This is a genomic window from Arthrobacter sp. 49Tsu3.1M3 (assembly GCF_900168135.1).
Lineage (GTDB): Bacteria > Actinomycetota > Actinomycetes > Actinomycetales > Micrococcaceae > Arthrobacter.
Map to the genome: position 1 here is coordinate 138,099 of NZ_FUZD01000007.1, position 14,556 is coordinate 152,654.

At 64.1% G+C, this 14,556-nt stretch carries 12 protein-coding genes and 2 tRNA genes; 3 read left to right on the top strand and 11 right to left on the bottom strand.

The annotated features are described in order from the left end of the window. Positions 1–743: 743 nt before the first annotated feature. From B5X90_RS10610 to dnaA, 11 genes are all read right to left on the bottom strand, one after another. Positions 744–819 (bottom strand) — tRNA-Ala (locus tag B5X90_RS10610). 72 nt (positions 820–891) lie between these two features. Then, on the bottom strand, positions 892–1,014 hold the full coding sequence (locus tag B5X90_RS21405; RefSeq protein WP_306292825.1) for a DLW-39 family protein: 123 nt from the start codon (positions 1,012–1,014) through the stop codon (positions 892–894). A 63-nt stretch (positions 1,015–1,077) separates the two neighbouring features. Continuing rightward, positions 1,078–1,151 (bottom strand) — tRNA-Ile (locus B5X90_RS10615). 98 nt (positions 1,152–1,249) lie between these two features. Then, positions 1,250–1,882, bottom strand: a complete 633-nt coding sequence (locus B5X90_RS10620) for a DUF3566 domain-containing protein (RefSeq protein WP_079552753.1) — start codon at positions 1,880–1,882, stop codon at positions 1,250–1,252. Beyond that, the gene (gyrA, locus tag B5X90_RS10625; protein ID WP_079552755.1) at positions 1,879–4,593 is read right to left on the bottom strand and encodes a DNA gyrase subunit A; all 2,715 of its coding nucleotides are present in this window, start codon (positions 4,591–4,593) and stop codon (positions 1,879–1,881) included. The genes B5X90_RS10620 and gyrA overlap by 4 nt, the downstream gene beginning before the upstream one ends. A gap of 61 nt (positions 4,594–4,654) precedes the next feature. Next, positions 4,655–6,754, bottom strand: a complete 2,100-nt coding sequence (gene gyrB / locus B5X90_RS10630; RefSeq protein WP_079552757.1) for a DNA topoisomerase (ATP-hydrolyzing) subunit B — start codon at positions 6,752–6,754, stop codon at positions 4,655–4,657. 413 nt (positions 6,755–7,167) lie between these two features. After that, complete coding sequence (locus B5X90_RS10635; RefSeq protein ID WP_018775667.1) at positions 7,168–7,728, bottom strand: DUF721 domain-containing protein; 561 nt, start codon at positions 7,726–7,728, stop codon at positions 7,168–7,170. Continuing rightward, positions 7,725–8,951: a DNA replication/repair protein RecF gene (gene recF / locus B5X90_RS10640; protein WP_079552759.1), complete on the bottom strand. Its 1,227-nt coding sequence runs from the start codon at positions 8,949–8,951 to the stop codon at positions 7,725–7,727. The genes B5X90_RS10635 and recF overlap by 4 nt, the downstream gene beginning before the upstream one ends. A 45-nt stretch (positions 8,952–8,996) precedes the next feature. Further along, entirely contained in the window at positions 8,997–9,881 is an 885-nt protein-coding gene (gene gnd / locus B5X90_RS10645) for a phosphogluconate dehydrogenase (NAD(+)-dependent, decarboxylating) (protein ID WP_079552835.1), read from the bottom strand. A gap of 99 nt (positions 9,882–9,980) precedes the next feature. Further along, positions 9,981–11,105, bottom strand: a complete 1,125-nt coding sequence (dnaN, locus tag B5X90_RS10650; RefSeq protein WP_079552761.1) for a DNA polymerase III subunit beta — start codon at positions 11,103–11,105, stop codon at positions 9,981–9,983. 585 nt (positions 11,106–11,690) lie between these two features. Next, positions 11,691–13,112, bottom strand: coding sequence for a chromosomal replication initiator protein DnaA (gene dnaA / locus B5X90_RS10655; RefSeq protein ID WP_018775671.1), 1,422 nt, complete (start codon positions 13,110–13,112; stop codon positions 11,691–11,693). 463 nt (positions 13,113–13,575) lie between these two features. Here dnaA and rpmH point away from each other — a divergent pair, with 463 nt between their 5' ends. Genes rpmH through yidD form a run of 3 tightly spaced genes read left to right on the top strand, consistent with a single transcriptional unit; the run spans position 13,576 to position 14,551 of the window. Next, a complete protein-coding gene (gene rpmH, locus B5X90_RS10660; RefSeq protein ID WP_003800212.1) occupies positions 13,576–13,713 on the top strand; it encodes a 50S ribosomal protein L34 in 138 nt (45 codons plus the stop codon). A gap of 39 nt (positions 13,714–13,752) precedes the next feature. Beyond that, positions 13,753–14,163 (top strand): ribonuclease P protein component, encoded by a 411-nt coding sequence (rnpA, locus tag B5X90_RS10665; RefSeq protein WP_079552763.1) that lies wholly within the window; start codon positions 13,753–13,755, stop codon positions 14,161–14,163. Then, on the top strand, positions 14,156–14,551 hold the full coding sequence (yidD, locus tag B5X90_RS10670; RefSeq protein WP_179129109.1) for a membrane protein insertion efficiency factor YidD: 396 nt from the start codon (positions 14,156–14,158) through the stop codon (positions 14,549–14,551). Before rnpA ends, yidD begins: the two co-directional genes overlap by 8 nt. The last annotated feature ends 5 nt before the right edge of the window (positions 14,552–14,556 follow it).

Genomic DNA, 14,556 nt, shown 5'->3' on the forward strand with positions numbered 1-14,556 from the left:
GACCTACCATGTCGGAAGCTTTCTCTGGGCCAGTCTCTTGACAGCCTCGGGAGTCGGACGGCCCCGCTGCTCGTCTAGGGCGACCCTCAGCTGCGCGGACCTGATCCCACGGCGCAAATACAGAGCCATTTCACGCCGTGACGCCGGATCCGACGGAACCTTCCCATTCGGCGTTCGCAAAGTATCGAATGGAGACGGCAGTTTCGGGAGCGTTCGCTGGGCCAGGCGCTTCACTGCGTAGGGCGTCTGCCGTCCCCGTAGCTGGTCCAAGGTGACCCGGAGTTGGGCACCCCGGATGCCCCTCCGTATATGCAGAATTGTTTCTTCTCTGTACGCTCGGGCTTCCTCATCAAGAGGAGACATTGGGTCATCCCTCCCTGCATGTTGGGTTCATGATTGCAGAGTGTTCTGAAGCCGCCAAGGGCTGAACGACCACTCGCACCGCTGCCGCCGACAGCTTCGGCTAGATTTGGGTCGGGCAGCTCCCGGGTCGGTGCCGGACGCACGCCGGGCGCACCCAGGGAGATAAAGACACCAGTTCCGCAGGATTCCGGGGCACACGGGGCACACTGAACCTAACACCTATTACTACCAAAATTCACCGAACTACTACCGGCCGGGCTTCTAGCAGCGTTTGGTTGTGAGACCAGAACATCCTGCCGGCGCTGGCAAAATCCGCGACATTCCGGGGAAAACAAAAGAGCCAGGCGGTCTAGCCGCCTGGCTCTTTTCACTATTTCCTATGGTGGAGGCACGGGGACTCGAACCCCGAACCCCCTGCTTGCAAAGCAGGTGCGCTACCAATTGCGCCATGCCCCCATAAGAAGCAACCCGACAATCATACCCTAGGTCCGGAGAGCTGATTTCCAGCTTCCATCCCCGGGTTCCGGGCTAGTCAACCGTATCGGTTGAATTGCTCCAGATCACTTTCCGGGCTTCGGATTCCTGCACTTTCCTGTAGAGGAGGACGCCTGCGACCGTGGCTGCGATAACCAGCAACTTCTTCACATGCACCCCGTTCCGGTTCTGTCATGGACGAACCTTCACTAACCTCTGCCAGAACCAGTACAGGTTCCGTGGGCGTACCAGGACTTGAACCTGGGACCTCTTCGTTATCAGCGAAGCGCTCTAACCGCCTGAGCTATACGCCCCGATGCCTCATCGGGCCGAGATATGACTGTACAGCACATCCCGGCCCGATCTCAAATCGAGGCCCTTTTCCGCGGGAATCCGCGGAAAAATACGGGAATTAGTCGTCCGTGAGGGTCACGCCGATGCCGCCGACGAGGGTCGCGGCAATGTTGTAGAGCACCGCCGAAAGCATCGACAACGCCGTCAGCAGCACCACATTGATCACGGCGATGATGGTGGCGAATGACGCCACCTGCCCCAGGGATGCCACCTTCTTCAGTTCGAAGCCGCCGCCTTCGGAGCCGGCGAGGGTCCCGAGCAGGCTGTCCACCTGGTCAAAGATCCCGGTCAGGTCCAGGACGGTCCAGAGCACGATCGCCGCCACCACGGTGACGATTCCCAGAGCCACGGAGAGCAGGAAGGCCATTTTCAGCACGGACCAGGGGTCCACCTTGCTGACCAGCAGCCTGGCACGGCGCACCTTGGCCTTGGGAGCAGGCTTGATCAGCCCGGGAGTGCCCTGCCCGCCGGACTGGGCGGGGCGCTGGCCCGGTACGGCGGGGCGCTGTCCGGGGACCGTGGGGCGCTGGCCGGGTGCGGGGGGCCGCTGTCCCGTTCCCGTGGCTGCGCCGGACACGCCGGGGCGCTGCTGCGGACGCGAGGGGGCGCCTACGCGCGGTGCGGCGGCGGGCTGCCGCACTCCGCTCGGCACGCCGCTGCTCGGCTTGGGATATGAGTCGGAATTACTCACTCGTTACCTCCGGTGTTGTCTTCGTCCAGCTCGGCATTGCCTGATGACTCATCTGACTCCGGGGCCGGTACTGATTCTGCCGTTGCGGACTCGTCCTGCTGTCCGCCATCTTCAGCCAACGTTACGTCATCCGGCGAGGAAGCCCGATTTTCTGCGTCCTCACCTGCCGCTTCGCCGTCGGCCAAGTCCTCGCTTTCCAGCCCGCGTTCACTGTTTCGTGCAACGGCGATGATGCGGTCGTTCTTGTCCGGCTTGGCAAAGATCACGCCCATGGTGTCGCGGCCCTTGGCCGGCACACCGGTCACCGAAGAGCGGACCACCTTGCCGCCTTCCATGACTACGAGGACTTCGTCCTCTTCCTGGACAATCAGGGCACCGACAAGGTGCCCGCGCTCCTCCTGGTACTTGCCGACTTTGATGCCGAGCCCACCGCGGCCCTGCAGCCGGTATTCCTCCACCGCGGTCCGCTTGGCGAATCCGCCCTCGGTGACGATGAAGACGAACGAGCCGTCCTTGACGACGTCGGCCGCGAGCAGTTCGTCGTCCTCGCGGAACTTCATGCCCGTCACACCGGAGGTGGCGCGGCCCATCGGGCGCAGCGCATCATCCGTCGCGGTGAAGCGGACGGACTGCCCCTTGCGGGAGACCAGCATGAGATCGTCGGTCTCAGAAACCAGCTGGGCCGAGACGAGCTCGTCGCCGTCGCGCAGGTTGATGGCGATCACGCCGGCGGACCGGTTGGTGTCGTAGTCCTCCAGCCGGGTCTTCTTGACCAGCCCGCGCTTGGTGGCCAGCACCAGGTACGGCGCGTGCTGGTAGTCCCGAAGGTCCAGCACCTGGGCGATGTGCTCGTCCGGCTGGAAGGCCAGCAGGTTGGCCACGTGCTGGCCCTTGGCGTCGCGTCCGGCTTCGGCGAGTTCGTAGGCCTTGGCCCGGTAGACGCGTCCGAGGTTCGTGAAGAACAGCAGCCAGTGGTGCGTGGTGGTGACGAAGAAGTGCTCCACGACGTCATCTCCGCGCAGCTGGGCGCCCTTGATGCCCTTGCCGCCGCGCTGCTGCGAGCGGTAATTGTCGCTGCGGGTCCGTTTGACGTAACCGCCGCGGGTAATGGTGACCACCATTTCCTCTTCGGGGATCAGGTCCTCCATGGACATGTCGCCATCGAAGCCCATGAGCACCTTGGTGCGGCGGTCGTCGCCGTGCTTGGCCACGATTTCGGCCAGTTCCGTGCTGATGATCTCGCGCTGGCGCTCCTCGGAGGCCAGGATCGAGTTGTACTCGGTGATCAGGGTCTCGAGCTCGGCATGCTTGTCCTGGATCTTCTGGCGTTCCAGGGCGGCGAGCCGGCGCAGCTGCATGTCCAGGATGGCCGTGGCCTGCACCTCGTCAATCTCGAGCAGTTCCATCAGCCCGTCGCGCGCGGCCTGGGTGGTGGTGGAGGCGCGGATGAGGGCAATGACCTCATCGAGCGCATCCAGCGCCTTCAAAAGGGCCCGCAGGATGTGCGCTTCCTCCTCCGCCTTCCGCAGCCGGTACCGGGTGCGGCGGGCAATGACGTCCATCTGGTGCGTGACCCAGTGCCGGATGAACGCGTCGAGGCTCAGCGTGCGCGGCACGCCGTCGACAATCGCGAGCATGTTGGCGGCGAAGTTGTCCTGCAGCTGGGTGTGCTTGTAGAGGTTGTTCAGCACCACCTTGGCCACGGCGTCGCGCTTGAGCACAATCACCAGGCGCTGGCCCGTGCGGCCCGAGGTTTCGTCGCGGAGGTCGGCGATGCCGGAGATCTTGCCGTCCCTGACCAGTTCGGCGATCTTGATGGCCAGGTTGTCCGGGTTGGCCTGGTACGGCAGTTCGGTGACAACCAGGCATGTGCGGCCCTGGAGTTCCTCGACGCTGACGACCGCGCGCATGGTGATGGAACCGCGGCCGGTGCGGTAGGCATCCTCGATGCCCTTGTGTCCGAGGATCGTGGCGCCGGTCGGGAAGTCCGGTCCCTTGATGCGCAGGAGGAGTTCTTCGAGCAGTTCCTCCCGGCTGGCCGTCGGATTCGCGAGGTACCACTGGACGCCGTCGGCGACTTCGCGGAGGTTGTGCGGCGGGATGTTGGTTGCCATGCCGACGGCGATGCCCGAGGAGCCATTGACCAGCAGGTTGGGGAACCGGGCCGGCAGGATAGTCGGCTCCTGGTTCTTACCGTCGTAGTTGTCCTGGAAGTCGACAGTTTCCTCGTCGATGTCCCGGACCATCTCCATGGCGAGCGGCGCCATCTTGGTTTCGGTGTACCGCGGCGCGGCGGCGCCGTCGTTGCCCGGCGAGCCGAAGTTTCCCTGGCCGAGCGCCAGCGGGTACCGCATGGTCCAGTCCTGGATCAGCCGGACCAGGGCATCGTAGATCGCGGTGTCGCCGTGGGGGTGGTACTGGCCCATGACTTCGCCGACGACGCGGGCACACTTGTTGAAGGAGCGCTCCGGCCGGTAGCCGCCGTCGAACATCGCGTAGAGCACGCGGCGGTGGACGGGCTTGAGGCCGTCGCGGACATCCGGCAGGGCACGGCCCACGATCACGGCCATGGCGTAGTCGAGGTAGGAGCGCTGCATTTCAGTCTGCAGGTCCACCTGCTCGACGCGGTCGGTCAGCACGTCGCCGTCGAGGATGGCGCCTTCAAGGACGGGCTCGGAGCCGGCCGGCACCTCGGGTGTTTCGTCACTCATAGTCTATATTTTCCGTTTCAGGTATATATCAGTCCGGGCATATTCGGGGCGTGGAAGCCCGCTAGATGTCCAGGAACCGAACGTCCTTGGCGTTCTGCTGAATGAAGTTTCGGCGCGATTCAACGTCCTCGCCCATCAGGACCGAGAAGATCTGGTCTGCCGCCAGGGCATCATCCATCGTGACCTGCAGCAGGGTCCGGTGGTCCGGGTCCATAGTGGTGTCCCACAGTTCCGTGTAGTCCATTTCACCGAGGCCCTTGTAGCGCTGGATGCCGTTGTCCTTGGGGATTCGGCGGCCGGCGGCCTGGCCTGAGAGCAGCTTCGCGTCGCGTTCGCGGTCGCTGTAGACGTAGTCATGCGGGGCGTTGGACCACTTGATGCGGTACAGCGGCGGCTGCGCGAGGTAGACGTAGCCGTTTTCGATCAGGGGTCGCATGTAGCGGAACAGCAGCGTCATCAGCAGGGTCGTGATGTGCTGGCCGTCGACGTCGGCATCGGCCATGAGCACGATCTTGTGGTAGCGCAGCTTAGCGAGGTCGAAGTCCTCGCCAATGCCGGTGCCGAAGGCCGTGATCATGGACTGGACCTCGGCATTGCCGAGCGCCTTGTCCAGGCGGGCCCGTTCCACGTTCAGGATCTTGCCGCGCAGCGGCAGGATGGCCTGGGTCTCCGGGTTGCGGCCGCGCTTGGCGGAGCCGCCGGCGGAGTCACCCTCCACGATGTAGACCTCGCACAGTTCCGGGTTCTTCGAGGAGCAGTCGGACAGTTTGCCGGGCATGCCGAAGGATTCCAGCGGGCTCTTGCGGCGGGCGTTGTCCCGGGCCTTCCGCGCGGCCATGCGTGCCTGGGCTGCGGAGATGGCCTTGCGGATGACGTCCCGGGCGGGGCCGGGGTTGCGCTCGAGCCAGTCGCCCAGTCCGTCTGTGACAACGCGCTGGACAAAGCCCTTGACCTCGGAGTTGCCGAGCTTGGTCTTGGTCTGGCCCTCGAACTGCGGCTCCGAGAGCTTCACGGAAATGACTGCCGTCAGGCCCTCGCGGATGTCGTCCCCGGTGAGGTTGTCTTCCTTTTCCTTGATGATGTTCTTCTCCCGCGCATAGCGGTTGATGAGTGAAGTCATCGCGGCGCGGAAACCCTCTTCGTGGGTGCCGCCCTCGTGCGTGTTGATCGTGTTGGCGTAGGTGTGGACGCTCTCGGAGTACGCGTTGGTCCACTGCATCGCCATTTCCAGGGCAATGTGCCGTTCCGTGTCCTCGGTCTCGAAGGCGATGACGTCCTCGTGGACCACATCAACCTTCTTGCCGGAGTTCAGGTGCTTGACGTAGTCCAGCAGGCCGTCGTCGTACTGATAGACCACGGTGTGGAATTCCGCGGGGATTTCGCCTTCGGTGGGGACGGTGTCCAGGTCCAGGTCGTCGTCCTCGGACGGTTCCTCCGGAGCGCGGCGCTCGTCCGTCAACGTGATGCGCAGGCCCTTGTTGAGGAATGCCATCTGCTGGAAGCGGGCCCGCAGTGTTTCGAAGTCGAAATCGGTGCTCTCGAAGATGCTGGCATCGGGGTAGAACGTCTGGGTGGTGCCGGTCTCCGTGGTTTCCTCGCCCTGGACCAGGCCGCCCTGCGGCTTGCCGCCGTCGGCGAAAGACATCCGCCAGACGTGTCCCTGGCGGCGGACCTCGGTGTCGACCCGGCTGGAGAGCGCGTTGACCACCGAAATGCCGACGCCGTGCAGGCCGCCGGAGACGGCATATCCGCCGCCGCCGAACTTGCCGCCGGCGTGCAGGATCGTCATGACGACTTCCACAGTGGGCTTGTGCTCGGTGGGGTGCATGTCCACGGGGATGCCGCGGCCGTTGTCGACCACCTTGACCCCGCCGTCAGCCTGCAGCACGATTTCGATGTGCGTGCAGTAGCCGGCCAGGGCTTCGTCCACCGAGTTGTCCACCACTTCATAGACCAGGTGGTGCAAACCGCGGGGGCCGGTGGAGCCGATGTACATGCCGGGACGTTTCCGGACAGCTTCCAGGCCTTCAAGTACGGTGATGTCGCTGGCGCCGTATTCGCGCGATGTCGCGGTCCCCGACGGCGCCGCTGCCGCAGCCTCTTGTTCCACCGCTTCCGCTACGTCTTCCACTGCCGGGATCTCTGCATTGTCGTTAGCCACAGGCGCTTTCGACTCCTCTATGTTCGTTGAAGGCCGGCCGTTGCCCCTTCCGTGGAAAAGGCTCCTGCCAACAGGCACGTCACTGACGACGCCGGGTGTTTCCGCTGACTTGGGGATCCCGTCCGCCGCACGCAGAAATTGCGTCGGAAACGGACTCAGTCAACGCTTCACCGGCGCCCAGTTATCTACACCGATTCTATCGTGTTATAGGGGCCAAACCTGCATTCCAGGGCGCCAAACGGGCGGGAAAGTGCCGCTGGGAGGGCGCTGGCTCCCCCTGCAAGGCTTTCGGGGTCCAGCCCTAGGGTTCCTATACGACTCCGGGGCGTTCAAGCGCCCTACACGCCGCTTGCGGATTTTTCAAGGGTTTTTGCAAGAAGTGCTTCAGATCCGGTGCCCGCCAGGGGCCGGGGCTATCCGTACGTGTCGCGGGGACCCCGGCCGTTGACCGTCCGGAGGCCCTTGCGCCAGCTCGGGGCGGCGGGTCCGAGCACCTGGATGCTGGTGACGACGCCATCGCCAAGCTCGGTCCGGAATTTTTCCAGCAGGCTGCTGCTGAGCAGCCGCAGCTGTGTGGCCCAAGCCGTGGAATCGGTCCGCACATGCAAGGTGGTGTCGGTAAAACTCTCGGGAGTGCAGTGCGCCGAGATCTCCGGGCCCACCAGCACGGCCCACTGCGCCATGACGGAGCCGACAGCCACCGGCGAGCTCCAGCCGCGTTCGGCCACGAGGCGTCCCACGACTTTTCCGAGGCCCAGCGGATCCCTGCCGGTGCCGTGAAACTGGGAGAACCCGCGGGTTCCCCGGGCGGCGCGGGCGGGTTTTTGGCTGCCGGCACCGGAGCGCGGAACCGCCCGCCGGATTTCGCCGCGGGCCGCGGCGGCGTCGCGCATACGGTTCAATGCGGCCTGCGCGGCATCGATATCGTCGGGGTCACGGCCGGGCTGCAGGCCGCCGTCGGTATCCTTATTCATCGATTTTCCTGCTCATCGATTCCTCCCGGGATGACCTTCACCCGCCGTCCGGTCAGCTCCGCCGGGATATCGTCCTCGACGGCGGCAGTGACCAGCACTTGCTCGGCGCCGGATACTATTGCCGCCAGTTTACGCCGCCGATGGACGTCGAGTTCGGCAAAGACGTCGTCCAGGATCAGGATCGGGGGCGAGCCGCCGGTGCGGGCATCGTCGAGCATGACGTAGTAGGAGGCCAGCCGCAGGGACAGGCACATGGACCAGGTTTCCCCGTGGGAGGCGTAGCCCTTGGCCGGTGCCGAGCCCAGCACGAGCTCAAGTTCGTCGCGGTGTGGCCCGACCAGCGAGATTCCCCGTTCCAGTTCCTTGCGCCGGGCTGCGGCGAAGGCCTGGATGTAGCGGTCGGTGAGCTGTTCGACTGAGAGCAGGCGCAGGTCTTCCGCCGGTGCGGCCTCCTCGGCAGCGGTTCCGTCCGCAGGTTTGGAATCCGCAGGTCTTGAGGTGGTGCCGTCGTCGTCCAGGCTGTCCTGCAGCGTCGAACGGTACACCGCAGCGGCCTCCTTGGACCCGTCGGTCAGCTGCGCGTAGGCGTTTTTCAGGTGCGGTTGCAGCCGGTCCACCAGCTCCAGGCGCGCGTGCAGCAGCTCGGCTCCGGCCCGGGCCATGTGCTGGTCCCAGACATCGAGCGTTGCCTCGTGGCCGGTGCTGAATTTTCCGGCGCGGGCCGACTTGAGCAGCGCGTTGCGCTGCTTAAGGACCCGGTCATAGTCGCTCCTGGTCGCGGCGTGGCGCGGCATGAGGCTGACCAGGAGCTCGTCCAGGAACCGGCGGCGGCTGGACGGATCGCCCTTGACCAGCGCCAGGTCCTCCGGCGCGAACAGCACCGTCTGGCAGATCCCGAGCAGGTCCCGGGCGCGGACCGGATTGCTCCGGTTGATCCGTCCGCGGTTGGCCCGGCCCGCGTTGATTTCCAGCTCCAGCACGGTGGACTGCTCGCCACGGACCAGCTTGGCCCGGATCATGGCCCGCTCGGTGCCAAACCGCAGCAGCGGCGCGTCCGTGCTGACCCGGTGCGAGTTGAGCGTGGCCAGATACCCGATCGCTTCCATCAGGTTGGTCTTGCCAATGCCGTTGGAACCCACCAGGACGGTGACTCCGGGCTCGAGGCTGAGATCGACCTGGGCGTAGCTGCGGAAATCGGTGAGCGAGAGTTTTTCTAGGTACACGCGGGATTCAGGACTTCACAGGCAGGATCAATTGGCCGGGCAGGATTATTTGGCCGGCCGGGTCGCGTGGCCGCCGAACTGGTGGCGCAGCGCCGAGACCATCTTCATGGCCGGCGAATTGTCCTCGCGGGAGGAGAACCTGGCGAACAAGGCAGCCGTGATCGCCGGGGCCGGCACCGCGTTGGCAATGGCCTCCTCGACGGTCCAGCGGCCCTCGCCCGAATCCTCGACGTAATCCGAGATGGATTCCAGTCCGGGATCCTCGTCAAGGGCCTTGACCATGAGGTCCAGGAGCCAGGAGCGGACAACCGTCCCCTTTTGCCAGGCCCGGAATGTTCCGGGAAGATCGGCGACGATCTCCTTGGCGGCCAGGAGCTCGTACCCCTCGGCGTAAGCCTGCATCAGGCCATATTCGATCCCGTTGTGGACCATTTTGGCGTAGTGGCCGGCCCCGATGCCGCCGACGTGAACAAAGCTGTCGGCCCGCTCACCTGCCGGACGGAGCGCATCGAAGACGGGGAGTGCCCGTTCGATATCCGCGGCATCGCCGCCTGCCATCAGGCCGTAGCCGTTCTGGAGGCCCCAGACCCCGCCGGACACGCCGCAGTCCGCAAAGCGGATTCCCTTTTCGGCCAGCGCTGCGCCGTGCTTCTGGTCTTCGGTGAACCGGGAGTTGCCGCCGTCGATCACGAGGTCACCGGCGTCGAGCTTGGTGCCCAGTTCGGTGATCACGGCGTCGGTAATCTCGCCCGAGGGGACCATGACCCAGATCAGGCGCGGCGCCGGGACGGCGGCGATGAGTTCGGCGAGGGTGGCGACGTCGGCAACGTCGGGGTTGCGGTCAAACCCGGTGACCTCGATCCCGCCGTTGCGCATCCGTTCACGCATGTTGAAGCCCATTTTTCCAAGGCCGATTAGTCCGATGTGCACGGGGATGAACTCTTTTCTGCGCTGGGGTGCTTCGTTGGGGACGGCCGTGATGGCCCGCAGCTGCCGTGCTCCGGAGGTCCGGGGCACGGCAGTGGCAGGCTAGTTGGGCAGCCGGACGGGCATGACGAGGTAGCGGTAGTCGCCCTGGTCCTCGCCCTCGGCGTCCTGCTGGGCCGTGATCATGGCCGGCTTGGGTGCGGTGGTGAAGGAGAATCGAACGAACTTGGTTTCGATGACGCTCAGGCCCTCGATGAGGTAGTGCGGGTTGAAGGCCACGGTGATGTCTTCACCGGACAGCTGGGCTTCGAGCTCTTCGGAGGCCTGGGCGTCCTCGCCGGTGCCGGCGTCCAGGTGCAGCTGGCCCTGGGTGAAAGCGAGACGGACAGGCGTGTTGCGTTCGGCCACGAGCGAGACGCGGCGCACGGCTTCGACCAGTTCCTGGGTCTGCACGGTGGCGTGGATGGGGGTCGAATCCGGGAAGAGCGAACGGATCTTCGGGTAGTCGCCGTCGACCAGGAGTGAGGTGGTGGTCCTGCCGCCGCTCTCGAAGCCGATCAGCCGGCTGTCGTCGTCGGCGAGGGCGAGGTTGATGTCGCCGCTGCTGCCCAGGGTTTTCGCCACTTCGTTGAGGGTCTTGGCCTTGACCAGTGCGCTCGTGGAGATGCCCGGCGTCGCAGGCTTCCACGGGACTTCCCGCATGGCCAGGCGGTAGCGGTCGGTGGCCAGGAGAGTGATGAGGTCGTCCTCGATTTCCATCCGCACGCCGGTCAGGATCGGCAGGGTGTCGTCCTTGCTGGCGGCGATGATCACCTGGGATACGGCCTGGGCGAACGAATCGCCGGGCACAGTGCCGCTGATCGTCGGCAGGGCCGGCAGCGGCGGGTATTCGGCCTCGGGCATCGTGGCCAGGTGGAAGCTGCTTCGGCGGCAGGTGAGCGTCACCTTGTTGCCGTCGGTTTCGACCTCGACGGGGGCGGACGGCAGGCTGCGGCAGATGTCCGCGAGCAGGCGGCCCGATACCAGGATGGTGCCCTCGGCGCTGATGTCAGCGGGGATTTCGAGCCTCGCGGAGGTCTCGTAGTCGAAGCTCGAAAGGCTGACGGTACCGGCTTCAGCTTTCAGGAGCAGGCCCGAAAGTACGGGAACGGGCGGCCGCGGAGACAACGACCGGGCGGTCCATGTCACGGCTTCTGCCAGGACGTCCCGTTCGACTCTGAACTTCACGGAAGGGTGCCGCCTTTCATTGCTGCTGTTAGTGCTGAAAATCGCTGAAACTGCTCAAGCTGCGGCGGAGCCCGGCAGGGACGCCGAATTCCGTCAACAAGGGAATCGTCCGCCCACCCGGGCCCCATGGCCCGGTAGGAACCACAAAAGATGTCCGGGACGGACGCACTGCAGACAGCTTAGCCCCAAGGTGAGCGTTTCTCCCATCCCCGGGTTACATCAGTGTTGTTCGCAGGGCCGGTCTCCTGCGCCGGTCCGGAACGGGCCTGGGCGCTGCTCGGAGGTGGGAAGGAGATTGTTGTTTGAGGGAATTTCATTTTCTTGGGATTAGTAGTGTTAATAACTGCTGTGGAAACTGTGGATAACTCGATCCTGCCGTGCGATTCCGCGGTTAAGCCCTGTTCATGGACTGTGGGCGGAGCAGGTTTTAAACAGGGTGTGGATGGGGACAAGATTTTTGGCCGGCTGGCCAATCCACAGGCGCCTTAAGGGTTTTAAGCCCATTAACCGCGGTTGTCCCCTTAACTATCCACAGGGTTGTCCACAGGGCCCTGTTAATAAGGTAAGAGGGCGCCGGCCGATGGCTCAGGAATTACGCTGCTGCTGCTTGATCCGGTTGGTCAGCTCGGTCACCTGGTTGTAGATGACCCGGCGCTCGGCCATGAGTTCGCGGATCTTGCGGTCAGCGTGGATCACGGTGGTGTGGTCGCGGCCGCCCAGCTCCTGTCCGATCTTGGGCAGGGACATGTCCGTCAGCTCCCGGCACAGGTACATCGCGATCTGCCGGGCGGTCACCAGCGTGCGGGTGCGCGACTTGCTGCAGAGTTCTTCCATGCTGAGCTTGAAGTAGTCGGCGGTCTGGGTGAGGATCTGCGCGGAGGTGATTTCCTGGGCACCGTCGTCGGTGATCAGGTCCTTGAGCACCATCTCGGCCAGGGCCACATCCACCGGCTGCCGGTTCAGGCTGGCGAACGCCGTGACGCGGATGAGGGCTCCCTCAAGTTCGCGGATGTTGCTGGAGATCTTGGAGGCGATGTATTCGAGCGCATCGTCCGGCGCGGAAAGGCCCTCGCTGAGGGCCTTCTTCCGGAGAATCGCGATGCGGGTCTCCAGTTCGGGCGGCTGGATGTCGGTCAGCAGGCCCCATTCGAAGCGCGACTTCATCCGGTCCTCAAAGCCGGCGAGCAGTTTCGGCGGCTGGTCCGAGGTGATGACCACCTGCTTGTTGTTGTTGTGCAGGGCATTGAACGTGTGGAAGAACTCCTCCAGCGTCCGGTCCTTGCCGGCCAGGAACTGGATGTCGTCGATCAGCAGCACATCCACGTTGCGGTACGTGGTCTTGAAGCTGGTGCCTTCATCGTCGCGGATGGAGTTGATGAAGTCGTTGGTGAATTCCTCGGAATTGACGTAGCGGACCCGGATCCCGCTGTAGAGCCGGCGCGCATAGTGGCCGATCGCGTGCAGCAGGTGGGTCTTGCCGAGTCCGGAGTCGCCGTAGATGAACAGCGGGTTGTAGGCCTTCGCCGGCGCTTCGGCTACAGCCACGGCGGCTGCGTGGGCGAACCGGTTGGAGGAACCGATCACGAAGGTGTCGAAGACGTACTTCGGATTCAGCCGGCCGAATTCGTGCGAGGTGCTCGGCAGCATCGGCTGCGGCTTCAACTCCACGGTCGGGTCGGCGGCCAGGGAAAGTTCGACGGCGGGTTCGGGTTCTGTGTGCAGCGGCACCAGATCCGTGTCGACGTCGATCGCGCAGCGGATTTCGTCGGAGAACACGCTGCGGAGCGCGTCGTCGAGGGCTTCCTTGACCTGGGTCTGCAGCACTTCGCGGGTGAGCTCATTCGGAACTGCAACCAGCAGGGTGGAACCGATGAGCCCCTGCGCCTGGGCGAGGATGACGAAGCCGCGCTGCCGGGGAGAGACACGGTGGTCGTTCTCCAGGAGGCTCACTACCCGCCGCCAGGAACTTCCGACAGTGTTGGCTTGGTTGGCTTCGTCTACTGTCATCAATCAGTTCCTCAAACTTGCTGGCCTGCATTACGTGCATCCACGCGGTCCGGAGCTGTCCACCGGCCGGCTCAATCCACAGGGTTATGCACAGTCCGTGGATAAGGGGTTACTGAGACACTGTAGGGGATGAAAACGCCAGAAGATAGCTGGGTTCAGTCCTGTGGATAATTACACCGTTGTGGTTCTGAAATGGGGCGCGTGACGCACTTCATCCACAGGCTGCGGGAGCAGTTAGCCACAGCTGGGGATAGCTTGCGGAGCGGTCCCCGGTTTGACTCAGGAGGTTGGCAAGCCCTAACGTTGTGAAGTCCCATGTGTACGCTTTTCGCCTCATCTGCATCTTTCCTGACGCCCCGCGTCGTGTGAGATACGAGGGAAGCGGCACATACCAAAACTTAGCGTCGGCCAGTTCTTCCCCTTGATCGGGTGGGCGCACCTTTGATCCACTGGAGTAACTAACGTGAGCAAGCGGACTTTTCAGCCGAATAACCGCCGTCGAGCCAAGAAGCACGGCTTCCGCCTTCGTATGCGTACCCGTGCCGGCCGTGCCATCCTGGCAGCCCGTCGTGGCAAGGGCCGCACCGAACTGTCGGCCTAAATAACTGACTCGTCGGTCCATCCCTGTGCGAGTTGAACGGTGCTAGCCACCAGGAACCGTCTGCGGACATCAACCGATTTTTCAACAACTGTACGTTCCGGTGTCCGCAATGGACGCCGGAACGTAGTGTTATATGCGGCAGCTCTCGCTGCCGATGAACCAAGCCGGATCGGATTCATCGTTTCCAAGAGTGTCGGGAACGCTGTTGTCAGGAACCTCGTTAAGAGGAGACTGAGAGAAGCCGGTGCATTGTCGTTGCAGAAATACGGCAGCGGGTTCGCCATTGTGGTCCGGGCCCTGCCCGCCGCAGCGGGAGCCAGCTGGGACCAGCTGCTCGCCGACTATGACGCCGCTTTGGAGACGACCATGAAAAGGCTGGGCAACCGCCTTTCGCAGGCTGCTTCACCAGGTTCTAACGAGACGACACAGGAAGGGACCCCGCGTGCGTAACTCAACTGCCGCCGTCGTCCCTCCTGCAAAATCCGCAGCAGCATGGTTGGGCCGGGCAGTCTGGAACTTGCCCCGCGATATCCTCATCCTGTTGCTCCTGGCGTACCGCAAGGTGATCTCACCGCTGTACGGCCAGGTTTGCCGTTTTTTCCCCAGCTGCTCGGCCTATGCCCTTGAGGCGATCACCGTCCACGGCGCGGTGAAAGGAAGCTGGCTCGCTGCGAGGCGCCTGTTGCGCTGCCATCCATGGAATGCCGGCGGTGTGGACCATGTCCCCGCCGGGCATCGGGAATGGCCCGCGGGCCGCACCCCCACAATTGTTGTGCTGAACAATCCGGACATATACCTGGCTGCTCAGCCTGATGGAGAAGGCCGCACTGCGGCCTGACGAAT

What these genes read in the sequence shown, in the direction of transcription:
- B5X90_RS10635 (WP_018775667.1), bottom strand. Translation starts at nt 7,728, where the DNA reads ATGAATAAGGATACCGACGGCGGCCTGCAGCCCGGCCGTGACCCCGAC.
- dnaA (WP_018775671.1), bottom strand. Translation starts at nt 13,112, where the DNA reads ATGACAGTAGACGAAGCCAACCAAGCCAACACTGTCGGAAGTTCCTGG.
- gyrA (WP_079552755.1), bottom strand. Translation starts at nt 4,593, where the DNA reads ATGAGTGACGAAACACCCGAGGTGCCGGCCGGCTCCGAGCCCGTCCTT.